This is a genomic window from Paenibacillus wenxiniae (genome assembly GCF_039822605.1).
GTDB lineage: Bacteria > Bacillota > Bacilli > Paenibacillales > Paenibacillaceae > Saccharibacillus > Saccharibacillus wenxiniae.
This window is the reverse complement of the sequence record NZ_JBCGUH010000004.1, coordinates 429719-444597: the sequence shown is the minus strand read 5'-3', so window position 1 is coordinate 444597 and position 14879 is coordinate 429719. Positions and strand designations below refer to the sequence as shown.

Here is a 14879-nt window from a genome sequence, read left to right as displayed (position 1 = left end):
ATACTGGAGGAACGTCCTATGCTCTTTATCGATAATCAGGGAATTAACGACCCGACCATCAATCTGGCGATAGAAGAATTTGTACTCAAACACCTGCCGATGGATGACAGCTACCTGCTCTTTTATATTAATGAGCCGTCTATCATTATCGGCAAGCATCAAAATACGATCGAAGAGATCAATGCTGAATATGTAAAAGCGAATCATATTCATGTCGTGCGTCGTCTATCCGGCGGCGGTGCGGTGTATCATGATCACGGCAATCTGAATTTCAGCTTCCTGACTAAAGATGACGGTCAATCGTTCCATAACTTCCGCAAATTCACCCAGCCTGTCGTTGAAGCGCTACAACAGCTTGGCGTTGATGCCGATCTGTCCGGACGTAATGACCTGCAAGTCGGTGAGCGTAAAATTTCCGGCAATGCGCAGTTTTCTACTCGCGGACGCATGTTCAGCCACGGTACGCTTATGTTCGACTCGGAGCTGGACAATGTGCAATCTGCACTCAAGGTAAATCCAGAAAAATTCAAATCCAAAAGCACCAAATCGGTACGCAGCCGCGTGGCGAACATCTCTGAATTCCTTACCGAGCCGCTAACGATGCAGCAGTTCCGTGACGAGATTTTGCGTCATATTTTCGGTGTTGAGCCAGGGGATGTACCCCAATACGTGCTGACCGAAGCAGACTGGAACAAAATCCACGAAATTTCGGCGGAGCGCTATCGCAACTGGGATTGGAATTATGGCCAATCTCCAGCATCGAATATTAAGCATACACGCAAGTTCCCGGTCGGCATTATCGATATTCGCATGGATATTAAAGACGGTCATATGCAAGAGATCAAAATCTATGGCGACTTTTTCGGTATTGGCGATGTGGCAGATATTGAAGATCGTCTACGTGGCAAACGCTATGAAGAAATCAGCGTCCGTGAAGCGATGAGTGGCGTGGATATTAAGCATTATTTTGGCAATATTGAGCTGGATGAATTTATCGGGCTTGTATTGTTGGAAGACTAAGCTAAACACTACGCTGAAAAGGAACCTTCGAACATGTAACGTTCAAATGTGTTGCTTTTACGATTGCCTATCTTCTTACGATTGCCTGTATTTACTTTCAATACGGTTAAACAATTATAGATTCAATGATTTCAATATAGATAAAATCAACTGGATAGAAGGAGCCTACCTATTATGTACAAACTGATTGCGATTGATATCGACGATACCCTGATCAATGACGACAAAGAAGTAACACCTGCTACCCAGCAAGCGCTGGAGCAAGCCGTAGCTAAAGGCACGGTCGTGACACTCGCGACTGGACGTGCGTATGCATCTGCTCAAGCGATTGCGCGTCAAACCGGACTGAATGTCCCGATCATCACTTATCAAGGTGCACTGGTGAAAAACCTGATGGATGAAAAAGTGCTGTATGAGCGCTATGTACCCGTTGAAGCCGCACGCAAACTGCATGACTACTGCATCGAGCATAATTTGCATTTGCAAACGTACATCGATGACAAACTGTATGCACGTGAGCTGAACCAGCATCTGATCGACTACACAACACTCAACCGCACACAATACTATATCGAGCCTGATTTTGCCAAGCTGATGGAACTGCCAACACCTAAAATGCTGATCATCGACGATCCCGCTTTCCTGGACGAGCTGCAACCGATCTTGCGCGAACTGCTCGGCGATAGTGTACACATTACCAAATCCAAACCAGAATTTCTGGAAATCATGCACAAAGAAGGCACCAAAGGCGCTGCGCTGACATTCCTGGCAAACCATTTTGGCTGTGACCTGAAAGACACGATCGCTGTCGGCGATTCCTGGAACGATCATGAAATGCTCGAAGCTGCCGGTCTCGGTGTGGCTATGGGCAATGCCATCGAACCACTTAAAGCGATCGCCAACTATATCACAGCTAGCAACAATGAAGATGGCGTCAAAGAAGTGATCGAAAAGTTCATCCTTAATCCTGAGCAAGCTTCCGTTTAATTCACTACAGCTTTATTACTATGGGTCTACACAAAGGCTAAACTTAAACTCGTCATATATCAAAAGCACCTTGCCAGAGAGTATAGGATCATCCCGTTCATTATAAGGAACAGATAATCCCATACTCACCGCAAGGTGCTTTTTAGTATGCGCTATAAGGTGTGATTTTAGATGTGCTTTTTGGTGTGTTTTTAAATGTGTATTGTTAGATGTATGCTATTGTATACACTTTCAGGCATCATACTTTAAACTTTTGGATTCGTTTTAAATAGGTTTAAGCTTAGTTTCAATGGAGCTTTCCCTCGGAAATACATTCCTTTTGAATACATCTATCTCTTACATCTATCTCTGTGAGATACATTGGGTCTACCCAATCAGCGACTCAAAGACGCTGCCTTATTGCTTGCCGGAGATGTATCCCTTAGATCCAGCCCCTGTACTGTACACGCATCGTGCCTATTTTGTGAAGAATCGCTCCAATCGACCGAATCGACGAATCATGTTCGTATGGAAGCACAATCCGGTACACAGCTCGTTCAGCAGGCAGGTCAACGAAATGCTCTCACCAGCAGATCAAGAACTCTGCATCTGATCCAACGCCTCCAAATAAAGCACCTGCAAAAACTTCTTAATACTCACCTTGCTCTTACCATCATCGCGTTCCTCGTCAATCTCTTTCATTTTCGCCCGAATATCTTCAAAATCAAAATATAACGGTGCATAATGCTCAAACTTCGGATTTCCGTAATCCGTTAAACCGATCGATGCGAGATGCGTCAGCGCTGTCGTTACCGTCCGACGAATACGCTGCTCAATCGCCTTCGCTTCTTTGTCGATCTCACGCGGTGTACTTTTGTACGCTGCTGCCACTCCTTCATACAACTGCTTGAGCGGTGGAAAAGGACCACTTTGCCCGTGTTCCAGCAGCATTTGCATAATCGCTGTAATATCGTTGCAGCCTGCTTCACCTACGATACCCAGATTCATATAAATAGGGCGAATCACTTCACTCACACTGCGCGGCTTCACCGAAGCGGTCGTCTGACGATCAGCGGATAATAAATTGAGCGTATCGAGTTTGGATAGCGACGACTTCAGCTCATTCAAATATTGCCGAATTTCCGCATGCTCACTCACACGTGATAACACGGATTCGACTTCAATTCGATTGATCGGCTTACGAATGAAAAACTCAATTCCAGACTGGTACGCTTCGCCAACCATTTCTTGATTTTCAATCTGTGAGATCATCACATATTTCCCGTTAAAGCCTTGTCGTTTGAGCTGTACAATCGTTTCCAGTCCATCCTGATCGGGCATAAGCCAATCGATAAGTACCACATCTGGACGTGTTTCCATAATGATGCGGGCGCCTTCTTCGCCACCGCGTGCTGTTCCGGTGACTTCCCCCAGTCGGCTCTCCTGAATAATATTTTCCAGCATCGCTCGTGTTGCTGGATCATCGTCCACAATACAAAAAGTCAATCCCATATTACTCCCCCTTTTTTAACGCTCCGGTCGGTAGCTTCACGCGAAAAATTGTCGTCCACGGCGCGTTTTGCTCATCAGAGTACAACTTGATCGTGCCACCAAGTGAGGAGATAATATCGTGTACATGCGATAGTCCAATGCCAGTCGCTGCACTTCCCCCTTCGCCAAACTTGGTTGTAAAACCGGGTTCGAAGATCGTGTCCCGATTTTTGGCAGGTATGCCTTTACCAGAATCCGATACCGTAATGACCGTCCAACGCCCTACCTGCTCAATGCGCAGTTCAATCGAACCGCTCTGCCCGAGCGCTTCAATCGCATTGGCCAGCAGATTATTCAGCAAAGTGAGCAATGGTATATAATCGGAAGTTACAAAATCATCGTCCAGATAAGCGCTAATCACTGCCTGCTTTTTCAACATGACTGCGTATTTACGGTTACCACGAATCGCATAATCCATAATTTCGGACATCGCCAGCATCGTTTGCGCTTCCTGATCAAACAGCTTGAGCAGTCCAGCCGCAACGCGCTGAGAATCCTTTTTGACCTCATGTATTTCCTGGGTAATACCGAGCTGTCGCTGGCTAAATTCTTTCAACTCTGCGCGTTTTAAATCCATATACAGCCGATAGCTGCTACTTGTAACACGTTCAATCGTATCCATCGATTTGCGCAAATAAAACACTTCACCATACAGCCCTGAATTGACCGACAGCATCTGTTCCATCCGCTTATTCTGCTCCTGCGATAGCGCCCGAATCTGGCTAACCGCGATGCTGCTATACAGTCCAGTTACGAAAAATCCACGTATGGCAGCTACCAGTGCAATATAGCCCCATGTTGCCGGGTTGGAAATATCCGAACCATTTAACAACGAACGTGATACCATCTCTACCGTATTGGAGCCAAAATCGATACAGGTCGCGACTACGCCCAGCAATAGCAAATGCATCCGTTCAATCTGACCTTGAATAAGCGACATGCCTACGGCAAATGTAAAATAATATAACCCAGCCGATGTGTGAACCTGTAAGCTGTTCATCACGCCAAAGTCTTCCGGTGTAAATATATAATCTAGCACTATACGGAAAACAATAACGGTTACCGCCGTATACAATCCCGTTCGAATATACGGAAGCCGGGACATGAGCAGCAGAAACAACAAAAAAGCACTGCCACCAAGACCAATGCGAAACAGATCGCCAGGCACCGGATTAATTTTAAATTCCCCTGCAATCGCCGTGCCCAACGCCACAACAAGCATCTGTATTTTTTCGTTTCGGAACAGAGCAGGCATCCGCCCTTCAGCCTCCTTGCGGCGGAAGCGGGCGACAGGCTTCCTGAATGTGGAAAGCACGACACTCGCCGATTTTTGAAATTGTTTATATGTTACCATAAAATGTCCCTCTCATGCGGTTTTGATCGTAAAAATACAACGCCCTTCTGTTAACAACTCTCCTGTCTATACAACAAAAGCCGGCCTCCTTCCGGAAACCGACCTTGTGCTATGTCTTTACGCATATGAATCATCATACGGCCGACCATCGTCCATAGCGATGCTATTCGTTGATGAGCATATGAATGTGCATAAGTTCAGGCAGTTCGAGTCTCCAAGCGTCTGGAGATCTGGGATAATGTATAATTTACAACAAAATAGATCATGGCGACAAGTAACAAAATCGGAATCGAATAGTTCGGACTTTGACCGATAATAATCTGCGCATTGTGCATCAGCTCTGCCAGTGCCACGATCACGGCCAGTGACGTATCTTTGAGCAGTGAGATAAACTGGCTTACGAGTGGTGGCACCATACGACGCAAGCCCTGCGGCAGTACGATATGCCAGAGCGTCTGAATCGAACCGAGACCTGACGAACGCGCCGCTTCAATCTGTCCTTTCGGAATCGACTTCAGACCGGCACGTACAACTTCCGAGATCATCGCCGCTTCAAACAGCGTCAGCGCAATAATTGCTCCTAACGGAATCGTAAACTTAAACTGTAAGCCAAAAAATGAAATTTGTGGAATCGCAAATTGGATGAAAAAGATAATGAGCAACAGCGGCAAATTCCGCAGCACTTCTACAATAACCGCCAGCACCTGTGATAGTACAGGCACACCCATATAGCGGATCACTCCGATCACACAGCCGATCACAAAACTAAACAGAATCGCCCAGAAAGCGACGTATAAGGTCATTTGCAGACCTTCCATCAGAAAACGCAAATTATCAGCTGAATAAGCTCCTGCAAAATCCATAGTACTCCTCCTTCTCTCTGCGCCCTTCGTGCATCTATTCGGTAGCTAAAAAGCCATCTCACTTTCTTTATTCATACGAATCAAAGGATATACATCAAACGTAATTAGCTGCCCTATGAATGTGAAATCCCTTCGTTTTACGAGCTTTTCGCCAGTCGACGCTCCAGCACATGAGAACCATAGCTCATCGGTAAGGTCAGCACCAGATAAAACAAGCCAGCAAATACATAAGCACTCACCGTTGCATAGCTATCGCCATTGACCTTATCGGCAAAGTACATTAGATCAAGACCGGCAACTACAGTTAGAACAGAGGAGTTTTTGATCAAATTAATAAACTGATTGCTCAGTGGCGGAATAACGAGTTTAATCGCCTGTGGCAATACAACATGGATCATTGCCTGTACATACGTCATACCTGACGAACGTGCCGCCTCCATCTGCCCTTTAGGTACAGACTGTATGCCTGCACGAATCGCTTCCGCAATAAAAGCAGCCGTATATACCGTCAATCCCACTGTCCCCGCTTGAAACCCATCCAGACGCATGCCAAACGTAGGCAATGCATACCAAAAAAAGAATACGATCAGCAATAGCGGTATATTACGTACAAACTCAACATAAGCGGTACCGATCCATTGCAGCGGCTTTACGCCAGTAATTCGGAATACTGCCAGAATAGCGCCAAATACAAAGCTGCCAATCAGCGCCAGTACACTCGCCAAAATCGTATTCAGAAAACCTTCCAGATAATAGGGAAAATAATCGACTAAAATCGAAAAATCGACCATCCAGCGTCCCTCCTTCAGCTTTACTTATTGCTTCATATTGCTGTACAGCTAACGAGTTTGGATCGGCTACAGTAGCCATTGCCTACAGCCATCATTCATGCTCGATCGTTTAATGTCACGATCATCGCACTCAGCATGCTCATGTTGCTGCTGAAATGCGTACATGGTCTTGTTTAACATCCATTCGCATTTCCGTTAATGAAAAAGATGGGCACGACTGGCCCACCTTTTCTTCTGTTCCGGTTAACCGACCGATGCTTGATCACTTCCGTTTGGAAGTGGTCGCTTATTTGCTTTCAGGCTCTTTTCCGATCCATTTTTTGTACATTTCATTGTAAGAACCGTCTGCTTTCATAGCTGTCAAACCTTTGTTGATCGCTTCAACGAGTGCGGTTTGACCTTTTTTCACCGCAATACCGTAAGGCTCATCGGTAAATGGTTGACCGACTACTTCATAGTTCGGGTCCTGTGCAGCCATACCATACAAAATCGCATCATCGGTCGTCAGCGCATCGCCTTGACCTGCTTTGAGTGCATTAAATGCATCCTGGTAGTTATCATATTCGAGTACTTTGACACCGGGTACTTTAGCTTCAATGTTTTTGATCGAAGTTGCGCCTTTTGCTGCCAGAATGGTTGTATCTGCCGTTACATCCTCAATCCCTTTGATCGGGCTACCTTTTTTCACGAGCAGGGATTGACCTGCCTGGAAATACACATCGGAGAAATCAACTTCCTTTTTACGCTCATCGGTAATCGTCATCGTTGCGATAACCATATCCACATCGCCATTGTTGAGCATCGGGATACGCGTTTTGGATGTCACTTCTTTTAGCTCCACTTTGCTCGCGTCACCGAGAATACTTTTCGCCAGCGCATGGGCCATATCTACGTCAAAGCCTTCTACATTGCCTGTTCCCGGGTCCTTTAATCCGAACAGTTTTGTATCATACTTTACACCGACGATTAGCTTACCGCGTTGCTTGATCTGATCCAGCTGTGAACTGGCATTATCCGTACCATTGGCGCCATTGCTTGCACTCGGAGCAGTCGTTGTGCTGCATGCTCCCAGGACAGTGACCAGTGCGATCATACATACGAGCAGCAATGAAAATTTCTTTTTGTTCATCATTGTAGTTCCCCTTTTCGTCTGGAATATGATAGTGGTAGGTGCGCATGAAAACTTAGACTGTGGGCGTACATCACTCTGGGAAGGAATAAGGGATGGACTCCGTTATCGCATAGGAATCTATAGAGTAAGAGAAAATGTAGATTCCCGTGCTCAAAAGATGTAAGATATTTTGCTGCGCAAAAATCACTTTTTCATTGAACCCCGTGTTAGGAAATCGCTAACACTAGAAGCTGTAAGATATTTTGCTTTGCAAAAATCACTTTTTCATTGAACCCCGTGTTAGGAAATCGCTAACACTAGAAGCTGTAAGATATTTTGCTTTGCAAAAATCACTTTTTCATTGAACCCCGTGTTAGGAAATCGCTAACACTAGAAGCTGTAAGATATTTTGCTTTGCAAAAATCACTTTTTCGTTGGACCCCGTGTTAGGAAATCGCTAACACTAGAAGCTGTAAGATATTTTGCTTTGCAAAAATCACTTTTTCATTAGACCCCGTGTTAGGAAATCGCTAACACTAGAAGCTGTAAGATATTTTGCTTTGCAAAAATCACTTTTTCGTTGGACCCCGTGTTAGGAAATCGCTAACACTAGAAGTCATTCTTTCCTCTTATTTCTTTCCCGTAGTGAAGTGCGCTTTGCATACTTACAAGTTTTCCTGCACACAAGTTTTGATGTAGCCGTTAGTGACTTAATCGTCATTCATACAGAATTTAAAATCTGTATGATAGTAATATCAGTATGCATAGTATGCATTAGAAACTAGCATCTAAAGCCTTCATCATGCTGGAAGCAGGCAACGTATTGGTTCAACATTTGCTGACTCCATTGGTTATATACTGATTAACATAACAGGCAGATGTATCGCTTAATGATTCAACAAGCGACTTAAAAATAACTGTGCACGCTCTTCGCGTGGGGCGGAGAAGAATTGTTCTGGTGGTGCTTCTTCGATAATTTTGCCTTGATCCATAAATACGACGCGATCGGCAACTTCACGGGCGAAGCCCATTTCGTGAGTGACCACAACCATCGTCATACCTTCACGAGCAAGTGTCTTCATAACGTCCAGTACTTCGCCGACCATCTCCGGGTCGAGCGCTGAGGTAGGTTCGTCAAACAACATAATTTGTGGCTTCATGGCCAGTCCGCGTGCAATGGCTACACGCTGTTGCTGCCCACCGGAGAGTTGGGATGGATAGGAATTGGCTTTATCCGCAATGCCGACCTTTTCCAGATACTGCATGGCGGTCTCATGTGCTTCTGACTTGGACACACCGAGCGCCTTGATTGGAGCAAGCGTAATATTGTCGATTACCTTTTTGTGCGGGTACAGATTGAAATGCTGAAACACCATGCCGATATTGCGACGCAGCTTATTCAGATCGGTTTTACGATCATCGACACGTACACCATTGACGGTCAATTGTCCGCTGCTCGTTTCTTCCAATCGATTGATACAGCGGAGCATCGTGCTTTTACCGGAACCGGAAGGACCAAGCACAACAACGACCTCACCTGGTTTAACATGAAGATTGATTCCAGTTAACACCTGAAAATCACCATAAAATTTGTTAACTTCATGGAAGGTTATCATCTTACTCCCCCTTTCATATGTACAAAATAGCCATTTATTAGGATTATGTTGTAAGGAATAATGACATTTTTAATAATCCTAAGTCAGGACTACACAATCCTACATAATCCTACCTAAAGCAACGAAAAATAAGACATTTTATACAAATAATCATCCGAAAAACACAAAGAAACCGGCATCATCAGATACCGGTTCATGTCAAAATGATTCCATTGCTATGTAGCTTAATACTTCATCGATATAAGAATATGGCATTCTGTTATGCCCTTCAAAGCCGAAGTAGATCGATCATTTGCTTCGGCTTTATTTTATATCAATAGAAGACGCTATCTGCCAATAAAGACGGCATCATAAGCATCATTGTATAGCTATTGCCTTCACTCCTCATGCAGTAGTGCAGAGTAATTACCCAGATCAACAGTCATACCTGTACGGGCAGGTGTTGCGCCTGTTGGTAAAGGTAAATTGTCACGTACATCTACATCATGCGACATATGGGTGAAAATAGTCTGGATCGGTGAAAATTCCTCAATTAATGCTGCTGCTTCATGCATATCATATACAGAACGCGTTTCGTACTGCGCTTGCTCATGGACAAAGCTCGTGCCCAGTACAAGCAGATCCAGTCGCTCCAGCGGACGCTTTTGCTCCTCTGTCAGACCGATCGCATCCGGGCAATATACCCAGCTAAAATCCTGCTTTTCCAGTCGATACGCATAGGAATAACCATTATGACCATGATGCACCTTCCACGGTGTGAGCTTCCAGCCGCTCAAAATCATGCCATCGTCATTGGCGATCATCTCCAGGTGGCGATTGATCCATGGAAATTGACGCATGATCAAATCCAGCACTTCCTGTGGTGCAAACACACGTCCCTGCTTTTTTTGCCAGCGACAGGCGTCTGCCCATTCCGGTAACCCACCAATATGATCAAAGTGTGCATGTGTAATCACAATATCGGTAATATCGGCACGACGGTTAATCATTTCCATTTGCAACCGCCAGTCAGGACCGCAATCCATCAGGAAATCGCCACCACTACCTTCGATGAGTACCGAGGAGCGCAATCTACGGTTGCTGCCTCCGCTACGTGCTTCTTCGCATACTTCACAATCACAATATACGCGGGGGACCCCCATCGCATCTCCGGTACCCAAAAAAGTTAATCGGTCCACTATGCGTCCGTTCATTCCGTCTTCTCTCCTTGCGCCTGATGGTATCGTCTTTGCTCGTCATGATTACAGTATGCGGATTGGCAAGCAGCCGTAATTGCGAATAAAAAAGTCAGGCTTTTTATATTGGTTCATAGTTACTTGTATTCATAAGATGATATCTTAGAGTATACCATTTTCCTGAAATTTGCGATATCCGATCGTTCAAACTTCCTAAGGCAAATGTATACCTTTGTGATTAGGATGATAATAGACCTAACAAAAAAAGGAAAAGCAGCCTGTAGCGCTTTCCCTTTGATTGTTTGTTCGATCTTTTTGGATTTATCCATTCGTCTATACTTGTACATAAAGCAACGTTAATCCGTTGTTTCATTCATCAAGCTTGTCTATCGAATACATACCCGGTAACCATTCCATACGATACGATTGTTATGCTATCCATTTTAAATACCAGCCAGCACCTGATACCAGATTCCACGTTTGGAATACAGCGTGCTGCGCACTTCGCTCCAGCCGCCAAGATAGTTAATATCGAACAATCCGGATGGAGTCGGGTACTGCTTCTCATGCTGTTTGAACACCGCTTGATCGACGGGACGGAAGCCATTTTGGGCAAAAATCTCCTGTGCTTCCGGCGTATACAAATATTGCAGGAATGCTTCTGCTACTTTGCGTGTGCCATGCTTGTCGACGTACGAATCCACGACAGCCGCCGGGTTTTCGATCAAAATCGTATCGCTCGGTACGACCAGATCATAAGCGGCTCCCTTCGCCATTCGTGCCAGCAGTTCATTTTCATAGGTGACAATCACATCGCCCACACCATATTCAAACGCTGCCATCGATGCACGTCCACTTTTGTCCAGCGATTCGATATTTTGATGTACCGCCTCCAAAAATGCTTTTGCGGCTGCCGGGTCTTTTTTACCTTCGGCTCGCTCGGATGCTTTGAGTCCTGCACCATAAATCGCATTAATGTCCCATTGTGCGCCGCCCGATGTTTTTGGATTCGGATACAACACCTTTACACCCGGACGCGTCAAATCTTGAAAGCTGTGAATGCCGAGCGGATTGCCTTTTCGTGTGCCGAGTACCACGATCGAGCGTGTGATCATACTATTGTCTGGTGCAGCCTTTTGCCAGTCTTTTTTAACGAGTCCAGCTTTGACCAGCTTGTCGATATCACCTTCCAGCGACAAAATCGCAACATCCGCTTCAAACCCACCAGCAATTGCCCTAGCCTGTGTACCGGAAGCTTCATAGGATTCTTGAAACGTTACCGTCTGACCCGTTTTCTCTTTCCAATACGACTGGAATTTGGGCAAAATCTCACCGATCGCATCCTTCGCTACACTATACGCGCCGATTACTAGCGTGACATCGCCATTATTGGCAGACGCTGCTGATGCGGACGGTTCACTGTTACTGTTTCCGCACCCGGATAGCAGCACAGTGAGCACCAATACCACTGCCAGCATGCCGATACTGTGCCTTTTCCAATATGCGCCTGTTGCTGTTGTTTTCACGCCGGATTCCTCCTCTTGATCAGTGATCCGATCTGTTGTTCCGATCTTATAGTTACTATACTCGCACCGATGCGACATGATCGGCTTAATATAAACCTGATGATCTCCATATATTGCCGGAATGCTTGTTGACAACATGCACACGAACTCGTTCGTTACTTTACTCGTTTATCACGTTAACCTGTCGATCATTTTAAATAAACATCGACACATTATCCGCCTTCAGTGCATTTTCGGCAATCCAGCTCTCATCATCGTTAAACAGATAGGCACGATGCACCAGCACATGAACTTCCTGTCCAATCTCCAACGTCTCCTTTTCCAGTGACCGATACGTAATCAAGCGACTCGATCCGACTTCAACTTCTACCATCCATTGACTGCCGCGAAAATGTAGATGTCGTACGATGCCTTTTTCCGTAGCAGACAATAAGCGGAACTCACTCGCATGACCAATCTCGATATATTCTGGACGAATTAAGGCACGCGAAGCGCCGGAACTATTTTCAAAACCTTTCAGTCGATTCACATCTTCAATAATCGTCGATTCGCCGATAAACGAAGCGACAAACGGTGTGGATGGCTGCTTATAAATGTCCCACGGCGTCCCTTTCTGCTCGACACGTCCACCGTTAATAATCATAATCTCATCCGCTACCTCAATCGCTTCATCCTGATCATGGGTAACAAAGATCGAGGTGATGCCTACACGCTCAATCAGCTCGCGTAACCATGTGCGCAGCTCCTGCCGAATCTTCGCATCAATTGCGGCAAACGGCTCATCCAGCAGCAATAACTGCGGCTCTGGCGCAAGGGCACGGGCAAAGGCAACCCGTTGACGCTGACCACCGGATAACTGATGCGGATAACGATGCTCAAAGCCGGACAATCCGGTCAGCTCGACCAATTCCTGTACACGCTCACGAATCGCTAGCTTTTTGAGCTTTTTCACTTTCAGACCAAACGCAATATTTTCAAAGACGGTCATATGTTTAAACAGCGCATAGTTCTGAAACACAAACCCGATCTCTCGCTCCTGTGGCGGTAAATTGTTCACACGTTGACCGTGAAATACGATATCGCCACTGTCCGGCGTTTCCAGTCCTGCCAGCATGCGCAAAATCGATGTTTTGCCGCCACCGCTTGGACCCAGCAGACCGATCAAATGACCTTTTTCAATCGAAAAGCTTACATCTTTTACCGCGTGAAATTGACCAAAATGCTTGTCCAGATTACGAACTTCGATATGCATATCAGTGCACTTCCTTTCGTTTCTTCGCGCGTTCCATGAGCAGTAGTAGCCCAATCGAGAATACAGCCAGCACGAGCGCAACACCGTTGGCTGCGGTCACATTGAAGTTCTCCATATCCTGGTAGACGAGCGTCGTCGCCGTTTGCGTCTTGTTAATAATATTACCGGAAACGACTAGCACCGCGCCGAATTCCCCGAGCGAACGTGCTACTGTCAAAATCGTCCCGTAAATGACTGCCCAGCGAATCGATGGCCATGTCACCTGCCAAAATGTTCTCCAGCTATACGCACCAAGCGTGGACGCCGCCTGCTCCTGATCGGTTCCCAGCTCCTGAAGTACAGGCATCACCTCACGCACCATCAGTGGAAATGTAACGAACAATGTCGCGATGACCATCCCTGGAAATGCATACACTACTTTAAAGCCAATCTGTTCGAAAAAGGCACCGACAATCGTATCCGGGCCTAGCAATAGCACGATCATCAGACCACCGATCACCGGGGATACCGCATAAGGTAGATCGACAATGCTGTTAAATAGCTGTCGTAGCCGCCGACTGAGCCAGTTGGCGCGTACAAGATAAATGCCCATCATAATGCCAAACAGTCCATTCAACAGCGTAACGACGAGCACGATGGAGCCGGTCATCTTGAGTGCATGTAGCGCCTCCGGTCGAGTCAATGCTTTAACAAAACCGCCGGCTCCTTCGCCAAATGCGCCGGTTGCCAGCACAACGAGCGGAATCAGAATCAAAATGCTGAACACAAGCCAGGTGAGCGTAATCCATAATCTTTTCATTTGTCCGCTCTCCTTGTTTGCACGAGATTAATGAGCCACAGAATAAGGAACGATAAAGTAAGCAGTAAAATCGAAACGGCTGCCGCCCCTGCTTCATTATCACTCTCCACTTCACCGAAAATGTACACCGATGCCGTTAACGTGCGTCCCGGAATATTACCAGCTACAAGCACGACTGCACCGAACTCAGCCAGCGCCCGTGAAAAGGCAAGCATCGCTCCACTCAAAATCCCCGGCAGCATCGCTGGCAAAATTACACGAAAAAAGGTTAATGCGCGCGAAGCACCTAACGTATACGATGCTTCTTCTGCTGTCGTATCCAGCTCTTCCAGTAGCGGCTGAATCGCCCGAATGACAAATGGAAACGTAACAAACACCATCGCAACGATAATCGCTGGCTGATGAAAGACGAGATCCAGTCCCATTGCTGAAGCCGCACGCCCTACTACACTATGCGGGCCAAGCAGTACCAGAATCATCAGACCGCCAACCGCAGTCGGTAGCGCAAACGGCAGATCGACAATGCTGTTTAGCAGCGATTTGCCGGGGAAATCATAGCGTACAAGTACCCATGCACTCATCGTACCAATCGCTACGTTGATCATTGTGGCGACCAGTGCGAGTTGCAATGTGAGCAGTACAGCTTTCCAGGCAATCGGGTCAGCGATATTTTGTACAAATGCGCTCCAGCCGTCCGATAGCGAATTTACATATACGCCCGCAATCGGCAGCACGATCAGTATTAAAAAATAGAGCAATACGGTTGTCCGAAAGCCCCAGGTCCAGCCCTTGTGTCGAATCCAGGTATTATTCACGCCATAACTCCTTTACCGTTAAACACGAATAGTTGAATAC

At 46.1% G+C, this 14879-nt stretch carries 13 protein-coding genes; 2 read left to right on the top strand and 11 right to left on the bottom strand.

The genetic code is table 11. The features are described from left to right. Positions 1 to 18 precede the first annotated feature (18 nt). Together lplA and AAHF22_RS10630 are read left to right on the top strand one after the other, a co-directional pair. Positions 19 to 1020: a lipoate--protein ligase gene (gene lplA, locus AAHF22_RS10635; protein WP_347324955.1), complete on the top strand. Its 1002-nt coding sequence runs from the start codon at positions 19 to 21 to the stop codon at positions 1018 to 1020. A 174-nt stretch (positions 1021 to 1194) separates the two neighbouring features. Further along, the gene (locus AAHF22_RS10630; protein WP_347324954.1) at positions 1195 to 2007 is read left to right on the top strand and encodes a Cof-type HAD-IIB family hydrolase; all 813 of its coding nucleotides are present in this window, start codon (positions 1195 to 1197) and stop codon (positions 2005 to 2007) included. A 573-nt stretch (positions 2008 to 2580) separates the two neighbouring features. Here AAHF22_RS10630 and AAHF22_RS10625 read toward each other — a convergent pair. The 11 genes from AAHF22_RS10625 to cysT all read right to left on the bottom strand — a co-directional run bounded on the left by AAHF22_RS10625 (position 2581) and on the right by cysT (position 14839). Next, positions 2581 to 3498: a response regulator gene (locus AAHF22_RS10625; RefSeq protein ID WP_347324953.1), complete on the bottom strand. Its 918-nt coding sequence runs from the start codon at positions 3496 to 3498 to the stop codon at positions 2581 to 2583. A 1-nt stretch (position 3499) separates the two neighbouring features. After that, positions 3500 to 4891 (bottom strand): ATP-binding protein, encoded by a 1392-nt coding sequence (locus AAHF22_RS10620; RefSeq protein ID WP_347324952.1) that lies wholly within the window; start codon positions 4889 to 4891, stop codon positions 3500 to 3502. Between the two features lie 197 nt (positions 4892 to 5088). After that, a complete protein-coding gene (locus AAHF22_RS10615) occupies positions 5089 to 5754 on the bottom strand; it encodes an amino acid ABC transporter permease (RefSeq protein WP_347324951.1) in 666 nt (221 codons plus the stop codon). 137 nt (positions 5755 to 5891) lie between these two features. Continuing rightward, complete coding sequence (locus tag AAHF22_RS10610; protein ID WP_347324950.1) at positions 5892 to 6545, bottom strand: amino acid ABC transporter permease; 654 nt, start codon at positions 6543 to 6545, stop codon at positions 5892 to 5894. A 286-nt stretch (positions 6546 to 6831) separates the two neighbouring features. Further along, a complete protein-coding gene (locus tag AAHF22_RS10605) occupies positions 6832 to 7677 on the bottom strand; it encodes a glutamate ABC transporter substrate-binding protein (RefSeq protein WP_347324949.1) in 846 nt (281 codons plus the stop codon). Between the two features lie 866 nt (positions 7678 to 8543). Continuing rightward, on the bottom strand, positions 8544 to 9272 hold the full coding sequence (locus tag AAHF22_RS10600; protein ID WP_347324948.1) for an amino acid ABC transporter ATP-binding protein: 729 nt from the start codon (positions 9270 to 9272) through the stop codon (positions 8544 to 8546). 377 nt (positions 9273 to 9649) lie between these two features. Further along, a complete protein-coding gene (locus tag AAHF22_RS10595; protein WP_347324947.1) occupies positions 9650 to 10465 on the bottom strand; it encodes an MBL fold metallo-hydrolase in 816 nt (271 codons plus the stop codon). A gap of 425 nt (positions 10466 to 10890) precedes the next feature. Further along, positions 10891 to 11925 (bottom strand): sulfate ABC transporter substrate-binding protein, encoded by a 1035-nt coding sequence (locus tag AAHF22_RS10590; RefSeq protein ID WP_347325015.1) that lies wholly within the window; start codon positions 11923 to 11925, stop codon positions 10891 to 10893. 241 nt (positions 11926 to 12166) lie between these two features. Then, positions 12167 to 13225 carry a sulfate/molybdate ABC transporter ATP-binding protein gene (locus tag AAHF22_RS10585; protein WP_347324946.1) on the bottom strand — a complete coding sequence of 353 codons (1059 nt, stop codon included), beginning with the start codon at positions 13223 to 13225 and terminating at the stop codon, positions 12167 to 12169. A gap of 1 nt (position 13226) precedes the next feature. Next, positions 13227 to 14024, bottom strand: coding sequence for a sulfate ABC transporter permease subunit (locus tag AAHF22_RS10580; RefSeq protein WP_347324945.1), 798 nt, complete (start codon positions 14022 to 14024; stop codon positions 13227 to 13229). After that, a complete protein-coding gene (cysT, locus tag AAHF22_RS10575) occupies positions 14021 to 14839 on the bottom strand; it encodes a sulfate ABC transporter permease subunit CysT (protein WP_347324944.1) in 819 nt (272 codons plus the stop codon). The genes AAHF22_RS10580 and cysT overlap by 4 nt, the downstream gene beginning before the upstream one ends. Positions 14840 to 14879 lie beyond the last annotated feature (40 nt).